This is a genomic window from Phormidesmis sp. 146-33, assembly GCF_052939515.1.
The window spans coordinates 51,689-69,558 of the sequence record NZ_JBJPHU010000012.1 but is presented as its reverse complement, the minus strand read 5'-3'; the positions used below and the strand labels follow the sequence as shown (position 1 = coordinate 69,558).

Genomic DNA, 17,870 nt, shown 5'->3' with positions numbered 1-17,870 from the left:
GGGATGAGGAGTGATTCTTTGAGACTTTTCCCTTGCTAACTCAACTTGGCGGTGCATTCTAGGATGAGGCGTTGGTTTTCGATCGCATACGGTTGCACTTCTAACGCCTCTCGAAAGGATTGGATGGCTTCGCGATAGTCGCCGATCGCCGCATAACACAAACCCAAACCATTGAGTGCGCCAAAGTGAAAGGGACTCAGCCGCAGAACGGTTTTGCAGTCAGCGATCGCTTTGAAGTACTCTTTGAGCGTGAAATACAGGACGGCGCGGCGGTTCCAGGCTTCGACAAAATCGGGGGTGCTGCTGGTTAACTCAGTGAGTAAGGCTTCGGCTTGGGTGGTGTCACCCTCTTCGAGTAAAGACTGGGCCCGTTGCAGCATCTGAAACCCGACCATTCCTTTCTGCATAAACCAAAATCGCCAAAGCTCTTCGGTAGCATGGACTCGGACGGCTTGATCAGGATTTTTTAGCTCTTGCAACAGGGAATTGATTTGTGCTTCGTTCATATTGGACGATTGACTCTAGACGGTAGACTTTCGACGTTTGACTCTAGACAATACAGCTTGAACCTGGGACAGTTCTGCTCCCTTCTTCCTATTCTCTAACGTTCAAAGTTTAGAGTCCAAAGTCCAAGGTCTGAAGTCCCCTAACTTCGAGGATCTAACCCATCTCGCAGCCCATCACCCAAAAGATTGAATGCCAGCACAATCAGCGTGATCACCAATCCTGGAAAGAGCGTTGTCCAGGGAGACGAGAGGGAATAGCCGCCTTTGAACGCATCCGACAGCATGGTGCCCAATTCTGGGGTGGGAGGCGGTGGGCCGAGTCCCAAAAAGCCCAATCCTGCCGCTTCGAGGGTGGCAGTGCCGATCGACAACGTTGCCTGAACGACCAGAGGGGCGAGACTGGCAGGGAGAATGTGCCGCCCAATAATCCGCATGGGGGTCGCTCCTAACGCCTTTGCCGCCTGGATAAATTCTTGCTCCCGCAGTGACAACACCACACTTCGGGCCAGCCTGACATAGATAGGAATTTGCACCACCCCAACCGCAATTATCACACTTTGCAAACTCGGCTCTCTAACGGTGGCAATCGCGATCGCAAACAAAATCGGCGGAAACGCCAGCAAAATGTCAGTCACCCAGCCAATAATCACTTCCAGCCAACTGCGAAAATAGCCTGCAAGCAATCCAAAAAACAGCCCGATCGTTGCCCCAAAGCTCACCGACACCAGACTGACGAGCAGCGACATGCGAATTCCATACCACACCAGCACCAGCAAATCGCGCCCCAAACTATCTGTCCCAAACCAATGAGCGCCACTGGGGGCAGCCAACCGAGCTAGATAATCGCGATCGCTCGCCGGGTCATAGGGATACAAAATAGGAGCCAGCAGCGCCATCAAAAAAAGAGCGATCGTCAGCACGAGTCCAATTTTGCCAGAGGTCGATCGTGAGAAGCGCTGAACGGCTTTGTGTCCGAAAATCTGCTCAAAAAATCGCTTCATCGCTGCTAAAATTCTCACACCACGCTCAGCCCAGTTTACCGGAACTGAATTCGCGGATCGATCCAGGCGTAGGAAATATCAACCAGCAGATTGATCACCACAAACATGACGGCAATGAACACCACGCCACCCTGCACCACGGGATAGTCTCGCGCCAAAATTCCTTCATAGACCCAGGAGCCAAGCCCCGGCCAGGAAAAAATTATCTCGGTCAAAATCGCTCCACCCAACAGCGTGCCAAACTGAAGCCCGATCGTCGTATTGATCGGCAACAAGGCATTCTTGAGCGCATGACGAAACACAACTAAGCGATCGGGCAATCCCTTGGCTTTGGCGGTGCGAATGTAGTCTTGGGTGAGAACTTCGAGCATAGCGCTGCGAGTGATGCGGGCAACGATCGCCAGCGGAATGGTTCCCAGAGTCAAAGCTGGCAAGATCAGATGCGACAGCACATCCGCCAGGACGGATAGATTCAGATTTAACAATGCATCCAACCCATAAAATCCGGTGATGGGCTGAAACGAAAATCCAGTCTCGACACTGATCCGCCCACTCGGAGGCAGCCATTTCAGCGTGATAGAGAACAAATAGACCATCAACAACCCCAACCAGTAGACAGGCAGCGAAACCCCAATCAGCGACCCACTCATTAGCAGATTATCCACCAGACGATCTTTATGAACCGCTGCCACAACGCCAGATGGGATTCCTAGAACGACCGCCACGAGCATGGCTGCGATCGACAATTCAAAGGTCGCCGCCCAACGACTGCGAATTTCATCTATCACAGGAATGCCGCTAATGATGCTGTTGCCAAACTCTAGTCGCACCATGTTTTCTAGAAAGGCAAAGTATTGCTGGTCTAACGGTCTGTCGAGACCCAACTGTTCTCTTAAAGCCGTGATCTGATCGGGAGTGGCTCGTTCGCCTGCCAGGACGATCGCCGGATCTCCAGGAATCAGCCGCAATAGCAAAAATACAGCGAAAGTGATGCCAAACAAGACAGGCAGCAGACCGAGGAGGCGTTTGAGAATGTATTGGGGCATATCGGAGGTGAGGAGTGAGGAGTGAGGAGTGAGGAGAGTGGAATTAAGAATCGGAACGCTTTCCTTCTTCGCTCAAGCCGATGATTGCAGTAATCAGGGTTGTGGCATCAAAGGGTTTTGACAAATAGACCTGAAAGCCTGCTAGAGACGGATCGGTGCGGACGGTTTCTAGAGTTTCGCCTGTCAGAGCGATCGCGGGCGTAAATTGGCCTATTTTGGAATCGCGATCACGCAACCGCTGCAAAACTCCTGCACCAATGCCGTCGGGTAGCCGAATATTACTCAAAAGCACATCGGGAAAGAAGGTTTCTAATGCCTGGAGTCCTTCTTTGACAGAGCCAACCGCAAGCACAGTGGCACCCTGACGCTCTAGTAGTACCATGAGGGCGGTGCGGGTGATTGCTTCATCCTCGACGATGAGAATCTGTAAATGGTTTAACCTTTGAGCAGATGTTGACAAAATATCTAATTACCAAAGTACTTTTAGGAAGTTAATTTCTTATCGTAATAAATTAACGCCCCTTTCGATAGATTGCAGAAATTATTAAGTCTATTTCTGTGAACGCTACGTCCTCTTCAAAAGAGTGCTAGTCCTAGAAAAACGCAGAGTGCAGCCCAGAGTCTACGGTTCCTTATTCATTTCACCCTATGGCCAGTGTTCGCTTAGATGGAATTACACGACGGTTTAGCAAATCTGTGGCGATCGCTGACATTACCTTTGAGGTGCCCGATGGTCAATTTTGGGTGCTGGTGGGCCCGTCTGGCTGTGGCAAATCGACGGTTTTGAGAACGATCGCCGGACTCGAATCTGCAACCTCTGGCAACTTGTACATCGGTGAAACGCTGGTCAACCAAGTTCCTGCTCGGCAGCGCGACGTAGCGATGGTCTTTCAAAACTATGCGCTTTATCCTCACATGACGGTGGCGGAGAATATTGCTTTTGGGCTGAAGATGCGTCAGATCGACTTCAAAACGCAGCAAGAACGCATCGAAACCGTCGCCCGAATTTTAGAAATTTCCCACCTGCTTGATCGCAAGCCTCGCCAACTCTCCGGCGGTCAACAACAGCGCGTGGCCCTGGGAAGAGCGATCGCCCGTCAGCCTCAAGTCTTTTTATTAGACGAACCGTTGTCTAACCTGGATGCTCAACTACGTGACGGCACTCGATCAGAACTCAAACAACTTCATCAGCGCGTTGGCATCACAACCATTTACGTCACCCATGATCAAGTCGAAGCGATGACGCTGGCAGATCACATTGTTATTCTCGATCGCGGCACCATTCAGCAAATTGGCGACCCTCAAGAAATCTACGCCCTACCCCAAAATCGGATGGTTGCCACCTTCTTGGGCAGTCCTCCGATGAATCTTTTGCCAGCCATCTACACAGGCTCAGGCTTTCAGATCGAAGGGCAGACCATCCCCTGTCCCACAGCCCTACCAGCCAAACTGAGACTCGCTTCTGGGCAATCTCTCGATCTCGGCATTCGTCCAGAACATTTGCAAGTCAGCCAAGACGCTGGACATCTAATTACCGAAGTCAGCCTGATCGAACCCTTGGGGCGAGAAACTCTAGTTCGAGTCAGGTTGCCTTCAGGGAATCGATCGTCCCTCAACGTTCAAACTCATCCTGATCTGCCTCTACACCTTGGCGATCGTCTCTCTCTCACCCTGGACTTTGACCATCTTTTTCTCTTTGACCCAGCGACAGGCGATCGAATGTATCCAATTAAAAGCAAAGAAATTTAACAGCTAAGACTGAAACATAAAGAGCAAAATCCCTCATCCCTCTCGCAAAGCGGATTACCCCCAAAGGGGGAACAGATCATCGAAGTTCTCACTCATCCCTGATAAAGCCCCTTTACCCACTCCCATTCTTTTGTCAGTCCGTCTACAAGAGAAACTTGAGGCTGATACCCCAAAATCCTCTGCGCCTTAGACACATCCGCCGCCGTATGTCGAGCATCTCCCATCGCCTTCTCAATGTGATCGCGACGAATTGGACGACCAACAATCTGCTCCATCGTATCGATCACTTCCGTCAACACAACCCGACTGCCGCCACCAATGTTGAACACTTCACCGATCGCTTCAGGAGTGGCCTCTGCTGCTAGATTGGCCGCGATCGCATCACTGACAAAGGTAAAATCTCTGGTTTGCTGACCGTCTCCGTAGATAGCGATCGGCTGATCCTCTAAAACCGCCTTAAAGAACTTGTGAAAGCCCATATCAGGACGCTGACGCGGGCCATACACCGTGAAATATCGCAGCGCACAGTAAGGCACCCCAAAATTTTGGTGATACAGCCCACATAGCCTTTCTGCCGCGAGTTTGGTGATGCCGTAGGGCGAGACGGGCTGGGGGCAAATCGTTTCAGCGGTCGGTAGCGTCTCGGCATTGCCATACACCGAGGAGGTCGAGGCGTAGATAAACCGTTTCAGATCTTGGGCATCCTTTGCTGCCTCTAGCATGACCTGTGTAGAACTAATGTTGCGTTCTGTGTAAAATCGAAACCCTTTGCCCCAGCTTGCTCGTACCCCCGCCTGAGCCGCTTGATGGTAGACCACATCGACCCCCTTTAAAAGCGACTGCCAATCGAGAAACTGAATGTCTCCCTCAACCAGCTTAAAGTTGGGGTGATCTGTGAAATTGGACACGTTTTTCCACTTTAGGGCAGGGTCATAGTAGTTGTTAAATTCGTCAACGCCGATCACACGCTCACCTCGATCGAGCAATGCCTCTACCAAATGAGATCCAATAAATCCTGCTGCGCCTGTGACGATACTTGTAACCATGTTTGTTTCCGCTAATAGATGAGGTTCTAATCTAAAACGTTGTGCCCACACGGTCGCCATTCCTCAATCTACCCTAAATAGATAAGCTGAATTTGTGAACCGCAGGAACACTCAAAAGTAGAAGAAATCGTAGGTTTAAAGATCTAAGGGGGCAACTCGATCGACAAACAAACACCCTAAATTTTAGTGAAATCTAACGCTTAATTTTGCTGACAATCTGTTGAAAAAAACCGGGCTTCTTGGGGGCTAGGGTCACTTCTACTAAAGGCTTTTCTTCATGCAGATAGCGGTAATGCTCCCAAATATCCCAATAGGGGCAACCTGGCTGAATCCGAATGCCTGCCCAATGTAAATATTGCAAAGGTTGATCAACGCTAGGATCAACTAATTGGTAGTTTTCAGTCCGAGTAAAATGACTGGTACCTCCCCAGTTTCCAGGTGCTCCGCCGGGTCTACGAATGATGTTGAATCGGCGGGCAATGCGCTTCAAAATCATGTAGTTGATAATTGGTTGGTCAGAAGTCTTTTGAGAGAAGTCAAAATATTCAGGATGGGCTGCACATTCCGCAAAGGTTTCGTAGATTTCTTGTTCAGAAACCAATCCTTTTTTGGAAGCCCAAAATCCACCGTTAAACATATCTTTCAAATCACTTTCGGTAAAGACGTTTTCCTCGACCACTTTGGAGGTAAAGACGTTTTTGATTCCTCCTAGATGCTGATAGTCACAGCAGAGAAAATCATACTCAGAAAAGTAATTTAGGTTGTCGATGATCTTCTCGAATACAACAATATCGGTATCAATGTAGAGAAACTCATCAAACTCACCAAACCAACAAGCCTGCTTGCGAAACTGGTTAGGACGCGCAAAAAAGTCACTGCCAAAAGCTTCATGAAGCCGCTTCGACAAGCGATCGATAAACTCCAAATCTCCATAAACTTCAACGCCATGTCGCTGCTTGAGAATTTCTGCAACGTTGTGATAGTTGTCGTCATAGGGAATTAGCACGATCGGTGTTTCTACGTCGTGGATGCGAATGCTATTGATAAGAGCGATCGCGTGATCCGTTACTTTATCGTTTGCAGTAATGTAAATTCCACGACTCATGACTGAACTCCTTGTGCAACTAACTTGATTTTTTCGAGAACCCGACTGACTAAACTGGGCGGCGAGGGTGGGTGGTAAGGGATGGGTGAGGTGTTGAAGACAGGTCTATTTTCAGGCTCGTTAAGGTAGCGATAATGGAGGAATAAATCTCGGTAGGGAAAGTCAACATTTTCGCCTGAACAAAGATTGCGAAACAGACTAGAGGACAATCCAATGTAGTGAATATAAACTAGTCGCTTGCCGTGATCATACAGAATGTGATCTTGTTCTGAAAAATGAGGCGAAGTGACACAGCAACCTGTTTTTTGGTCGGTTGGTAACTGTAAAGCAAAGTTGTAAATAGAAAGCTGCGATCGCATCACCATGTAATTGAGAATCGTCTGGTCTGGTGCCATGCAATACAAGACTTCTGCTTCTCCACTTTGCAGACTCTTCAGCAGCCAGTCCAACTTTTCGGCACTAAACGTATTCTTTTTTGCAGCATAAAGTCCAGAGCAAAAAATCTCAGCGTTGAGTCTTTCTGCTGAAAAAACCTTTTGAAGTTGGCGAGAAGCCGCCTCGTAAACGTGATCAATATCTCGATATTGGAAGTCGTAAACCACCCAATCGTGATGATTTAATTGCTCAAAAATGGGGGTTATATCTCCCATCAACAGCGTATCTGCATCCATGTAGAGAAACTGATCGAACGGGCCGTCAAATGCACAAAATCGCCGATGAGTGCCGATGCGATGGTAGCGCTCCAAACTGTGTTTTTGCCACTGTTGTTGAGCCGTTGGATGGCTATCCCAAATTTGCTTAACGTAGCGATCCCAGCGGTCGATCGACTCCTGATCTTGATAAAGCTGAACATTGGGTCTTTTGGCGATTTCCATCTCAATCCGACTGGTGTTGTTGTCGTAAGGATAGACACAGACCGGAAAGTCTGACCCCATAATGGCTTCGATGCTGTTGAGGAGAGCAACTAGCTGCTCGTAAACGTAATCATTGGCGAGGGTACAGATTCCGTTCATAGAAGGGATGAGGGATGAGGGATGAGGGATGAGGGATGAGGGGTGAACTAGAATTTTTGGGTGTAGTCGGAGAGCCAGTTTAGAAGGTTGAGCTTATGGAGGATGATTTGTCTGGCTTCGGCGATCGCTTCCTTGGCTTCATACCAGGCATCGGGAGTAGCGGTGACTTCTTGAATGTAGGACAGTCCTTTTTCGTCGAGACTGGGCAACCGTAGAAAGCTGCCCGGAGGGAGGAGCTTGTCGGCCGCCGAACCGCCGTAGTAAATCGGTAAACACCAGCAGAGCAGCGAATCCCAGAGTTTTTCACTCACATACCAATCATTGTCGGCGTAGTTCTCGATCGCCAGGTTGTAGCGGTAGGGTGACATCGCGTACCATTTGCTGTTGACTCTGCCCGTCGTTTGCGCCCAGTCCGGAAGTCCCCGTCCATATAAGTCAAAGGGCAATTGATTAGATTGCAGCAGGCGAAGAAAGTCTAGTCGTTTGCGGTGATTTTCGGTGCGGCTGATGCCTGACGTGATCCAGCTACAGGGGCGAATCTTTTCAGGGACGGGCATTTCGTTCAATTCGCGAAACGAGTTGTGGACGTACCAGATGGCAGGCATGTAGTCAGGGACAGGCGCAAAATCATCGGGCCCAGATACGTAACCGCAGTATTGTTCTGCTTGCTGATAGTTCCATTGATTGGCGTGAATGACTTCCTCTAGAGGCGGTTCTCGGAGCAGATAGATGATTCGCTCTTGGGGGACACCGCGCAGTTGGGAAGAGATGTCTGGCGGGGAGGTCTGCTTGCGAAATTTGTTGCGCCAGGAGGGTTGGGGAGTCGATCGCGGAAAATCAAACTGATACATCAGCAAAAAATCTGGCTGCGTTGCCGGGGCCTGAATTTGGATATTGCCCCACTGACCAAACGGGTAGGGAGTTTGCTGCCACAGCCAATCGCTCGGACTTGGATTTAGCCCTGCATAGCTGCTCAACATACCAACAATTTTTTTACTCATGTCCTGACTCATGTGCTTCGACCAATTTGATGACTAATCCACTAAATTGAGAAATTCAAAAAGAGGTGGGCCGCTAACTGACCTCTGTGACGCGGGGTTGAGGCGCAGATTCCACGGTCTGTTGGTTTGAGGACTCTAGCGTCTCCAATTCTTTGACCAGATGTAGGGCGGACTGATAAGCGTCTTGAGTAAAGCGAGTTCGCTCGTCTGCATCGTCGATTACACCATCGACCACCAATCGCAGTGACCCAATCATCGAGTTGAGCGAAGTTCGCAGTTCGTAAGAAATCTGAGTCAGCAGATCGTGATTTTTCCGCTCTTTGTCAGAAAACTGCATGTCGTGGAGCCGCGCATAGTAGCCCCCTTTGCGTAACAGGTCAGCGTGGGAGCCAACTTCGACAACTCGCCCTTTGTCGAGAACGGCAATCTGGTGCGCTTTCTGAATCGTGGAGAGACGGTGTGCGATGACTAACGTGGTGCGATCGCGGCTCAAGTCATCCAATGCCTGCTGTACCAATCGTTCAGAGACGGTATCCAGCGCACTTGTGGCTTCATCAAGAATCAGAATGTCGGGGTTTCGCAATAGGGCACGCGCGATCGCCAGTCGTTGTCTTTGCCCCCCAGAAAGCATGACACCTCGGTCGCCGATCGTGGTTTCAAACCCCTGGGGCAGTTTGATGATGAATTCGTAAGCGTTGGCGCGTTTTGCGGCCTCGATCACATCGTTGTCGGTGGCATCCTGGCGAGCGTAGGCGATGTTGTTGCGAACGGAGTCGTTAAACAAAAAGGTGTCCTGGCTAACAATGCCCATTGATCGTCTCAAGTCGCGTGGGTCAAAGTCTTTGAGGTCGGTGCCGTCGATCGTAATGCGTCCACTTGTCACGTCATAAAATCGAGGCAGCAAATCCGCCAAGGTGGACTTTCCGGCACCAGAAGATCCGACGAGGGCGAGGGTTGTGCCTTTGGGCAGCCACAGATCGATGTTGTTGAGCACCAGATCTTCGTGACCGGGATAGGCAAAAGACAACCCCTCAAATCGAATGCCTTCTTGAATTGGGCGATAAGCCTGGGAACCACTTTTCATAAACGGCTTGTTGTCTCGGCGCAAAAAATCATGCACGATCGCGACGCTAGGAGACGTGCTGGCAAAACTGCTGCGAATGCTGTTGAGTTGACTCACAAAGGGCAGCAGTCGAAACAGCAGCAGCAAATAGGTGAGCAAAACTGTTGAAAGGGAAGCCATCTGGTCGCGAAAGAAAAGCTGACCCAGAATGATGATCGCCAGCACCGTAAGAATCCCTGCCATCTCGTTGATAGGGCCAACCAGTGCAGTATTCGCCTGAGACTGAAATTCTGCTTTTTCACGCCGATGAATCAGTTGGTTGAGTTTGCGATGTTCTTGAGCTTCGTGACCCGTGGCTTTGACAAGACGGATACCGTTGAGAATTTCGAGTAGCGCAACCGAATATTCTCTGGACTGCTCTGAAAGTTCTCGCCCATAAATCTGAGCGCGTTTGACAAAGTAGTGATTGGCGAGCGACACCAAAAACAACAGTGCGGTCGAGGCTAATGTCAACTGCCAGGAAATCGCCAACAACAGGGCGACAAACACCAAAACAGTTGCCACCGTTGTGATCATATTGATCGCAGTCCGAATGGCACCCGCCGCTTGAGCCACTTCTGCACCGAGGCGATTGATCAAGTCGCCCACTTTAGTTTTGACGTAGAAGTCTAAATCTACATCCAGAAGTAGCTTCAGCCCTTCGTTACGGATGTCGTTGACCAGAGCGCGAGATAGGTGACTGGAGGATAGAGAACCCACATACCCAGTTATGTTTTTGAGCAAGATTGCCAGCAAAATCAAGCCCAGCATGATTCCAGCCTGACTGCTGCCTGCACTGCCATCCAGTCTAGAAAAAATAGGCTGCAAGACGGGCGGTGCGCCCCTAAAATTGACTTGTTGTCCTAGAAATCCCAGAATTACTGGGACAATCAGAACGGTACTCACGCCGTTGAACAAGGCTCCCGAAAATCCCAAAACGATCGTGGCAACAATCCAGGTTGGATAACGAAGGGCAAAGTTGAGGAGCAGCTTGTTGGGGGACATGCACAATTTCCAGATAGACAGCAAGTAAAGTTTGACAACCGTTGGGGCGCGGGTCTTTTTTATTTATCCCGTCATGACTTGAAGTCGATCAGGTTGAGTAAAACAACTTCAAGAGCCAGGGATGAGAGAGGATACGGCGATCGAGCGCCCTTTTCCTGAAGGTGAGGAGGGGGGAAAGTAGAAAAAGGCACGTGGCTCCTTCATTCTTAAACTGCGATCGCGGATCGAATCCGGACGAGTCAGATTGTTGCAGATTACCCTGGTGGCGACTTTGTAGAGCGGAATTGGGGAAGTGGAGCCGGGGAATGGGTATTTTGAGTCTGTAGTCTCTCAGTAAGGTCGATATGAACCAGGATTTGATCAAACTTCCGCACTTGTTGGATGACGTTCCGCTTCCTGATTTGTTACCTCCGATCGTGTTGGTTGCGTTTACTCGTCCTGAGCTTTTGCAGCAGGTGCTCGTGGCGATTAGCCAACAGTCTTTGTCACCGCAACAGATCTTAGCCTTTGTGGATGGAGCAAGAAGCCCAAAAGATGAACTCTTAATCAATGAATGTGTTGCTTTATTAAAGGACTTCTCACAAAAAATTCCGGTTGAGATTGTGGTGCGTCCTGAGAATCTGGGCTGCGATCGCAATGTAGTGGCTGCCCTGACGGAAGTGAGCGATCGCTATGATTCGTTTATCTATCTAGAAGACGATGTGGTGCCCAATCCGGGGTTTTATGACCGAGTGTGTCGATTACTAGAAGCTTACCGAAATTATCCTCAAATTGGGTCGGTGTCGGCCTTTGCCAACTTTCCGAATGAGTTGGAGCCGCTGATCGATCGAGATTTTATCATCTCCAATCGGGTGTTTGCGTTGGGGTTTGGGATGTGGAGCGATCGCTGGAAGAAACTCAATTTAGCAAGTCAGCCCCAGGGGTCAAACCCATTCCAGAATTACTATCAGATTCCAGCAACGATTCAGACGAAACATACGTTGTTAAATCAGTTTTTTATCGAAAAAAATCGTCAGACAGATTGGGTGATCACGATGACGCTGAATACGCTGTCACACAATTTAGTTCACATTACGCCCAAAGTTTCGTTTGTCAAAAACATTGGATTTGGACACCCAGAAGCTAAGACTTATCGAGGCGCGGAGCCTGATTGGATTAATTTTAGATTTGATCCGGAGGCTCATCCCAACAGCTTGCCAGATCGTTTGGAGCTAATGGACGGATTGGCAAAACCGCTCAATGGGATGGAGCTAGTACAGCATTTAGAGAAGGCGAGCGGCGTGTGGTTGAGTGTGCCTGCGATCGCCCACTTTCTTCAAAAATATCCGGGATTGGAAAATATGAAGGCTTTTCTAAAGCTATTTCTATCCCGTGCGCCAGTCATGCTCAGACGTTGGCGAAGTGGTTTACCTGTTTAGATTTGGTGAAGTCGTTTGCTACGGTTGAAATAGCGATTAGCGATCGACCTTAAAAAACACTTCATAGGGCAAAAAGAACCGCCTCAAAAAGCCATGAGGCAAGACCTTTCCGCCATCTGCATCGATCGGCAAATATTGAGAGCAATAGGCTTCCAGGGCTTGTCGCTTTTTAAGTTGGACGGGCTTGATCGAGAGGCGACAGGCACCCGCTAATTCAGATAGCTTGACTTCTTGAAAGAGCCGCGTTTTCCAAAGAATCCAAATCGGATACTCAAACAACTCGATCGCTTGTCCTGACGCTGTGATCGCCTTCTTAACTAAGGTGTGAGTCACTTCATGGTCGGCGCTGCGATCGTGACGGTGAGTGACATAGATTTCACCCGGTTGAAAGTCGTGAATAATTTGGGTTAACTGATCGGTGGCTCGTTGGCGATCGCTGTCTGTTGTGTATCTCAGCTTGCCGTCTCGGTGGTCGAGAAAGTGAATCTGATCTGCCTCTACGCCCAAAATGGATAGGGCTTCTAGCGCCTCCTGTTTGCGGATTGGAGCAATTTCGCCCGACTTAAAGTTGGGATGCCAGAGATGAGAAGCCGCCCCATCGGTGACAAATACAATTTGTACGGGGGTTCCCTGTTCTCGCTTGAGGGCGATCAATCCCCCACAGCCAAGGGTTTCATCATCCTGGTGAGGAGAGACGATGAGAGCCGATTTTTGAGAAAGGGCGATCGCCGGACTGCTCACCGCCAGCCCTAGATACTGAAACCAGCACAGCCACGCAGGAGATTCGTATTTTTGAAGCCAGTACAGTTTATTTTGAATTCGATTCAACAGTTTTTTCACAAATCAATTGCTCTAAAAGTCTGAAATAATGCTTGATAAAATGGTGGCCATCGCATCCACGCTGTAGTGTTTGACGCATCGTTCTCTAGCGCGTCGTCCCTGCTCGGTGGCTTCCTCTAAATGTTGAAAAATCCAGGAAATTTTGTCAGCCAATTGTTCTGGAGAACTGGGCGCAACGAGATATCCGGTGTCTCCTAAAATTTTGGGCACGTCGCCTACCGTGGTTGATAGAACGGGTTTTGCCATCGCCATCCCGTCAGTCAGTTTGAGCGGAAATTGGGCCGTCGTCGCTGGGTCATCCCGTTGAGGAATCACGATCGCATGAGCCGCCGAGACAATTTCGGGCATCGATTCGTAGGAGGCTTTGGGCAGCTTGATGATCCAGCGTCCCCATTTCTCGATCAGTTGATTGTCGTAGTCGTCGTAGGGACTGCCGCCCACAATGACTAATCGCAAATCGGGCTGATTCAACAAATCCAGAGCGGTCAACACGTCTTCTAGCCCTTTGTAGGGACGAGGCGCACCTGGAAACATCAAAATTCGATACTCAGAAAGACCATAGCGATCGCGGCTAACGTGAGGATCGTAGCGATCGGGGTCAAACAGCGTCGTATCCTTGCCGTTGGGAATGTAGACACCGCCAAACCGTTTCTGCATGGCTTCTGTATGAACGGTGACAACATCGGCACGAGAAACAAGCTGCTCCGCCCACTGGAGGTAGAGGGGATGATCGGGGTTTCGCAGCGCTCCGTCTGATTTGAGCAAGTCTTTAGCGAATTGCCGAATGTTGGGACGGTATTGCCAGCGATCGCCGCCATGCCAACTCATTTCCCAATCGTCGATGTCTGAAATCACCGGGCGATTGCTCCGTCCTTTTTTGAGCAGTGCCAGCCCCAGACTCGTCAGCTTGGTTTTGTAGGCGTAGAGCATATCGCCGTCAATCTGGTCGAGTAGCTGTTTGGCGTTGGCAAAAAAAGCGGGATAGGGTTTTGCGGGAATTACTTTGATCGGAATCTCAGATGTGAAGGTGGCGTGAGCGTGTCCTTCAAAGACAAAGCCAACGATTTCAACCTCGTGTCCAATCTTTCTCAACGCCTGACTCAGCAAAAAGGGGCGAACGGCTCCCCCACCCCACCGACCAACGCCACTCTGGGATAGATCGCTAACGATGAGTGAAATCTTTTTCATTCCAGTAGTTTCGGAAGTTGCTCTGTATCCAGGTTCCCAAAATTTTTGAGAAGTCGGGATTTTTACCTTTGCGGGGTGCGTTTAATCAGTAAGTTTGACCTGGCCCGCCAGAATATGATCAAAAATGCGATTAATTCGACGGCGATCGTTCTCAGTTGCTCTCTGATTAGACAGTAGAATCGAGGCCAAATGAAGATATTCCTGACGATTGAGTTGCCCTGATTTTAAGATTGTCTCAATGAGATGGGGGGTGGGCAGATGCGATCGCGGGATTGCCACTCTTACCATAGGTTTAGTTGAAGGGCCCGCAGGCCAGTAGATGCTGTCTCATTTTTGACGCAGGAACGCTTATTTGGGCGAAGTAGCCATCAGTGAATTGTAAAAACTTGATGAACTTCTCTCTAGATCGATTCTCTACACTTAAGTATTGACTGCCTGTATCCAAAACCACACACAAGCCCAAAAATTGGAAAGAATGCAAATCTACCGACTTTCTGCCCTTTCAGACAACTACATCTTTTTGCTGCATGATGTTCGGCGTAATATTGCCGCAGTTGTCGATCCGGCTGAACCTTACCCAGTTTTACAGCAGCTTGATAAACTTGGCGCAGAATTAGTTGCCATTTTGAACACGCATCATCACGGAGATCACGTTGGGGCAAACTCGGATCTGTTGCGGCGGTTTCCCAAAGCGATCGTGTACGGCGGCGCAGAAGATCGCGGTAGAATTCCCGGACAAGCGGTGTTTTTGCGAGAAGGTGATCGGGTGGAGTTTGGCGATCGAGTGGCAGAGGTGCTGTTTGTGCCGGGACATACTCGCGCTCACATTGCTTATTATTTTGCAGCGAATGTGCCTGGTCAGTCAGGAGACTTGTTTTGTGGAGACACGTTGTTTTCGGGCGGCTGCGGCAGATTGTTTGAAGGCACTCCGGCTCAGATGGTTCAGTCGCTGACCAAAATTCGGGCATTACCGGACGATACAAACGTTTGGTGTGCCCATGAGTACACATTGAGTAATCTAAAATTTGCGGTGACGGTCGATCGTGGCAATTCTGCTTTAAATGCGCGTTTTGCAGAAGTGCAGTCTCTCAGAACCCACAATCAACCAACCATTCCTTCGTCGCTCAAAATTGAGAAACAAACGAACCCCTTTTTGCGTTGGGACGATCGTGCCATTCAACAAGCGATGAATAGTCAAGACGTTGTGCAAACCTTTGCGAAGTTGCGAAAGAAAAAAGATGTGTTTTAGAGATGGGCAATCCAGCGCTTTTCGACCTCCAAATCTGTTCGCGAATCTTGCTTAAAGCAGCCATCCAAATTACTGTCAATCTAACATCTATCAGAAGACAGATATCGTAAACTGTCAGCCGCAATGCTCCATTCAAAAATCCATTTCTCTGAAGCATTGATTTTTGGATCAACTGAGCAAAAGAGTTAAGAACTTTCTCTATTGTTCACAACTTAAGTGTGTTCTAAAGAGATTAGAAATTTCAAGAAATAATGACAAATAAAATTTATCTACCGATGCGTTAAATCTCTGTAGAGATGTTGATTCTTCAATACTTTTACGGGGTTTCACCTATGATTTCTTCGTATTTTCCCTGAGTTTTGAGCGTTACAATTCTACGATCGTCTCAAATTTGTAGCAGAACTAACAATCTGCAATTTTTTGCCGCAGTATTTTCAAATTGCTAACCAAAGGCACACAGCATTAGGCTAACCTCACACATCGACAAAGCTTTCTACACAGCATCAGCGGTTTTGCTCAAAGGAATTGCTGGACATAGAAGGGACTTCTTAATAGATGGTCTGCTCTATGCGATCGGCTGATTAAAGGTTTTGTTCGTCTTCAAGTAATTTAGTTAAGCCAATTTCTTCACGGATTCATCAGGAGTGTGTATGAAGCAAAGCTTTTTGAGAATGGTTGTCTATCCTCTTGTCTACAGATCTACAGAATTGTCAGGATTGACGATCGCCAATTGAACGAAGTCATTGACTAACTAAAAGCTTGCTGCTTTCTAATGTGATGGAGAGTTTGTTAACTCAAGCATTCCAGGCAGTTGAAAGCGTAGGAAATTGAGAAAGTTAGCCAATTTTGAGAAGGTACAAGACGCTTTTCTCAAAGTCTGGTGAGGTGTTACTGTGCGAACTTTTCAAGCGAAACTCTGGCTTGTGAAAGTTTGTAGAAGTCTGGTGCGTTGAGAGTCATCTACCGAGTGGAGGAGCGATCGTGAAACGTCGAGATTTTATTGTTCAGGTGGCGGCAGCGGGGGGTTCGACTTATGCCGCGATGAAGGCGTTGGACTTGTTTGGAGAAAGCAATCCAGCCGCTGCTCAGGGCAGAGAGTTACAGATTCGACCGGGGCGGGGGGCGCGAGTCATTATTTTGGGAGCCGGACTCGCAGGCATGACGGCCGCCTATGAACTTCGGAAGGCGGGCTATCGATGCACCATTTTAGAAGCGAGAAATCGATCGGGCGGACGCTGTTGGACAGTGCGCGGTGGCGATCAGATTGTGGAAACAACGGGTACAGTTCAGACGGCGCAGTTTGCTAAAGGAGAATACTTTAACCCTGGCCCCGCTCGGATTCCTCAACATCACATCACGATCGACTACTGCCGCGAATTGGGGGTCAAGCTAGAGATTTTTGGCAACCTCAACTATCAGCAGTACTACTACAACGAGGGCGTTCCGGGTGGGTTAGCAGGGCGAAAAGTGAGGGCGCGTCAAGCAAAAGCTGACATCAGAGGCTATCTTGCAGAACTGTTGGCCAAAGCTGCTAATCAAGGCGCGTTAGAGGCTCCGCTCAGTGCCGAAGATCGAGAAAGATTGGTGGTATTTTTGAGAACCTATGGGGGACTTGATCCTGACTTGTTTTACCGGGGGTCAAGCCGTCGTGGATTTGATGCCGAAAAGCAGGGAGCGGGCGATCGTCCCGGTAAGTTTGAAAGTCCCTATTCACTCAGTGCGCTGATCAATCAAGGATTCGCTAATTACGAAGCATTTGAGCAGGGCTACGACCAACAGATGTTGATGTTTCAACCTGTAGGAGGATTGGATCAAATCGCCAAAGCGCTAGAGCGAAAGGTACGATCGACCATTCAGTTTGACGCTGAAGTGCAAGAAATTCGCAAAACACCCAACGGAGTGCGGATTGTATATAACCAAAATGGCAATGTGCAACAAGCCGTTGGAGAGTATTGTATTTGCACCATTCCGTTGACGGTGTTGAGCAAGATTCCTGCTGACTTTTCGCCAGATATGCAGGCGGCGATCGCGGGTGTTGAATATGCCGTCACTGGTAAATCTGCCCTGCAATTTAACCGTCGCTTTTGGGAAGAAGATGAGCAAATCATGGGCGGTATCACGAGTACCAACATTGGTTTGGCGACGATCTGGTATCCCTCTTATGGCTATCTGTCTCGGCGCGGTGTGGTGGTTGGCTACTACAACTTTGGAGCGGTGGCCGCAGAATTTGGAGCATTACAGCCTGGAGAACGAGTACAGCGCGCCCTAGCACTAGGTAGTAGAATCCATCCACAATACAACAATCACTTTGAGACGGGCTGTTCGATCTATTGGCCCAATGTGCCTTATAACTTGGGCGGCTGGGCGACTTACACAACCCAATCTCGCCAACAGTTTTACTCCAGACTCAATGCACCAGACGGCAGGATCTATCTCGCAGGTGAGCATCTAAGCTATCTAACAGGCTGGATGGCTGGTTCATTTGAGTCGGCGCGAGTGGTAGTGCAGCAGATTGGAGCGCAGGGTTAGAGGAGGTGAGCAGTGAAGAAGACGTTAGATAAAAGACAAGAGACGTTAGACAAACGCAACAGACGTTAGACA

The 17,870-nt window shown here is 49.1% G+C and carries 16 protein-coding genes; 4 read left to right on the top strand and 12 right to left on the bottom strand.

The window, feature by feature from the left end; genetic code table 11:
- Window positions 1-35: 35 nt before the first annotated feature.
- The 4 genes from ACJ2PR_RS07465 to ACJ2PR_RS07450 form a co-directional block, all read right to left on the bottom strand.
- Window positions 36-506, bottom strand: coding sequence for a tetratricopeptide repeat protein (locus tag ACJ2PR_RS07465; RefSeq protein WP_446861599.1), 471 nt, complete (start codon window positions 504-506; stop codon window positions 36-38).
- A gap of 140 nt (window positions 507-646) precedes the next feature.
- The gene (locus ACJ2PR_RS07460) at window positions 647-1,525 is read right to left on the bottom strand and encodes an ABC transporter permease (protein ID WP_446876559.1); all 879 of its coding nucleotides are present in this window, start codon (window positions 1,523-1,525) and stop codon (window positions 647-649) included.
- 17 nt (window positions 1,526-1,542) lie between these two features.
- Window positions 1,543-2,553 (bottom strand): ABC transporter permease, encoded by a 1,011-nt coding sequence (locus ACJ2PR_RS07455; protein ID WP_446876558.1) that lies wholly within the window; start codon window positions 2,551-2,553, stop codon window positions 1,543-1,545.
- A gap of 43 nt (window positions 2,554-2,596) precedes the next feature.
- Complete coding sequence (locus ACJ2PR_RS07450) at window positions 2,597-3,013, bottom strand: response regulator (RefSeq protein WP_446876557.1); 417 nt, start codon at window positions 3,011-3,013, stop codon at window positions 2,597-2,599.
- A gap of 188 nt (window positions 3,014-3,201) precedes the next feature.
- On the opposite strand from ACJ2PR_RS07450, the gene ACJ2PR_RS07445 reads away from it, so the two are divergent.
- Entirely contained in the window at window positions 3,202-4,302 is a 1,101-nt protein-coding gene (locus ACJ2PR_RS07445; protein ID WP_446876556.1) for an ABC transporter ATP-binding protein, read from the top strand.
- Window positions 4,303-4,394: 92 nt separating this feature from the next.
- Here the strand turns inward: ACJ2PR_RS07445 and ACJ2PR_RS07440 are convergent, their stop codons facing one another.
- The 5 genes from ACJ2PR_RS07440 to ACJ2PR_RS07420 form a co-directional block, all read right to left on the bottom strand.
- Entirely contained in the window at window positions 4,395-5,348 is a 954-nt protein-coding gene (locus tag ACJ2PR_RS07440) for an NAD-dependent epimerase/dehydratase family protein (protein WP_446861591.1), read from the bottom strand.
- Between the two features lie 193 nt (window positions 5,349-5,541).
- Window positions 5,542-6,453, bottom strand: coding sequence for an Npun_R2821/Npun_R2822 family protein (locus ACJ2PR_RS07435; RefSeq protein ID WP_446876555.1), 912 nt, complete (start codon window positions 6,451-6,453; stop codon window positions 5,542-5,544).
- Window positions 6,450-7,466 (bottom strand): Npun_R2821/Npun_R2822 family protein, encoded by a 1,017-nt coding sequence (locus ACJ2PR_RS07430; protein ID WP_446876554.1) that lies wholly within the window; start codon window positions 7,464-7,466, stop codon window positions 6,450-6,452. Before ACJ2PR_RS07430 ends, ACJ2PR_RS07435 begins: the two co-directional genes overlap by 4 nt.
- A gap of 47 nt (window positions 7,467-7,513) precedes the next feature.
- A complete protein-coding gene (locus tag ACJ2PR_RS07425; RefSeq protein ID WP_446876553.1) occupies window positions 7,514-8,467 on the bottom strand; it encodes a glycosyltransferase family 10 domain-containing protein in 954 nt (317 codons plus the stop codon).
- Between the two features lie 73 nt (window positions 8,468-8,540).
- Window positions 8,541-10,574, bottom strand: a complete 2,034-nt coding sequence (locus ACJ2PR_RS07420; RefSeq protein WP_446876552.1) for an ATP-binding cassette domain-containing protein — start codon at window positions 10,572-10,574, stop codon at window positions 8,541-8,543.
- Window positions 10,575-10,918: 344 nt separating this feature from the next.
- Here ACJ2PR_RS07420 and ACJ2PR_RS07415 point away from each other — a divergent pair, with 344 nt between their 5' ends.
- Window positions 10,919-11,992, top strand: coding sequence for a glycosyltransferase family 2 protein (locus ACJ2PR_RS07415; RefSeq protein ID WP_446876551.1), 1,074 nt, complete (start codon window positions 10,919-10,921; stop codon window positions 11,990-11,992).
- A 36-nt stretch (window positions 11,993-12,028) separates the two neighbouring features.
- On the opposite strand, the gene ACJ2PR_RS07410 is transcribed toward ACJ2PR_RS07415, so the two are convergent.
- The 3 genes from ACJ2PR_RS07410 to ACJ2PR_RS07400 form a co-directional block, all read right to left on the bottom strand.
- Window positions 12,029-12,832 (bottom strand): PIG-L deacetylase family protein, encoded by an 804-nt coding sequence (locus ACJ2PR_RS07410; RefSeq protein WP_446876550.1) that lies wholly within the window; start codon window positions 12,830-12,832, stop codon window positions 12,029-12,031.
- 12 nt (window positions 12,833-12,844) lie between these two features.
- A complete protein-coding gene (locus ACJ2PR_RS07405; protein ID WP_446876549.1) occupies window positions 12,845-14,020 on the bottom strand; it encodes a glycosyltransferase family 4 protein in 1,176 nt (391 codons plus the stop codon).
- 81 nt (window positions 14,021-14,101) lie between these two features.
- Window positions 14,102-14,308 carry a hypothetical protein gene (locus ACJ2PR_RS07400; protein ID WP_446861583.1) on the bottom strand — a complete coding sequence of 69 codons (207 nt, stop codon included), beginning with the start codon at window positions 14,306-14,308 and terminating at the stop codon, window positions 14,102-14,104.
- Window positions 14,309-14,495: 187 nt separating this feature from the next.
- Here ACJ2PR_RS07400 and gloB point away from each other — a divergent pair, with 187 nt between their 5' ends.
- Window positions 14,496-15,269: a hydroxyacylglutathione hydrolase gene (gloB, locus tag ACJ2PR_RS07395; RefSeq protein WP_446876548.1), complete on the top strand. Its 774-nt coding sequence runs from the start codon at window positions 14,496-14,498 to the stop codon at window positions 15,267-15,269.
- Between the two features lie 981 nt (window positions 15,270-16,250).
- Window positions 16,251-17,798 carry a flavin monoamine oxidase family protein gene (locus tag ACJ2PR_RS07390; RefSeq protein ID WP_446861581.1) on the top strand — a complete coding sequence of 516 codons (1,548 nt, stop codon included), beginning with the start codon at window positions 16,251-16,253 and terminating at the stop codon, window positions 17,796-17,798.
- Window positions 17,799-17,870: the final 72 nt, after the last annotated feature.

Coding starts and splice junctions, on each gene's coding strand:
- ACJ2PR_RS07465 (WP_446861599.1), bottom strand. CDS start 506: ATGAACGAAGCACAAATCAATTCCCTGTTGCAAGAGCTAAAAAATCCT.
- ACJ2PR_RS07455 (WP_446876558.1), bottom strand. CDS start 2,553: ATGCCCCAATACATTCTCAAACGCCTCCTCGGTCTGCTGCCTGTCTTG.
- ACJ2PR_RS07445 (WP_446876556.1), top strand. CDS start 3,202: ATGGCCAGTGTTCGCTTAGATGGAATTACACGACGGTTTAGCAAATCT.
- ACJ2PR_RS07440 (WP_446861591.1), bottom strand. CDS start 5,348: ATGGTTACAAGTATCGTCACAGGCGCAGCAGGATTTATTGGATCTCAT.
- ACJ2PR_RS07435 (WP_446876555.1), bottom strand. CDS start 6,453: ATGAGTCGTGGAATTTACATTACTGCAAACGATAAAGTAACGGATCAC.
- ACJ2PR_RS07430 (WP_446876554.1), bottom strand. CDS start 7,466: ATGAACGGAATCTGTACCCTCGCCAATGATTACGTTTACGAGCAGCTA.
- ACJ2PR_RS07425 (WP_446876553.1), bottom strand. CDS start 8,467: ATGAGTAAAAAAATTGTTGGTATGTTGAGCAGCTATGCAGGGCTAAAT.
- ACJ2PR_RS07420 (WP_446876552.1), bottom strand. CDS start 10,574: ATGTCCCCCAACAAGCTGCTCCTCAACTTTGCCCTTCGTTATCCAACC.
- ACJ2PR_RS07415 (WP_446876551.1), top strand. CDS start 10,919: ATGAACCAGGATTTGATCAAACTTCCGCACTTGTTGGATGACGTTCCG.
- ACJ2PR_RS07405 (WP_446876549.1), bottom strand. CDS start 14,020: ATGAAAAAGATTTCACTCATCGTTAGCGATCTATCCCAGAGTGGCGTT.
- ACJ2PR_RS07400 (WP_446861583.1), bottom strand. CDS start 14,308: ATGGTAAGAGTGGCAATCCCGCGATCGCATCTGCCCACCCCCCATCTC.
- gloB (WP_446876548.1), top strand. CDS start 14,496: ATGCAAATCTACCGACTTTCTGCCCTTTCAGACAACTACATCTTTTTG.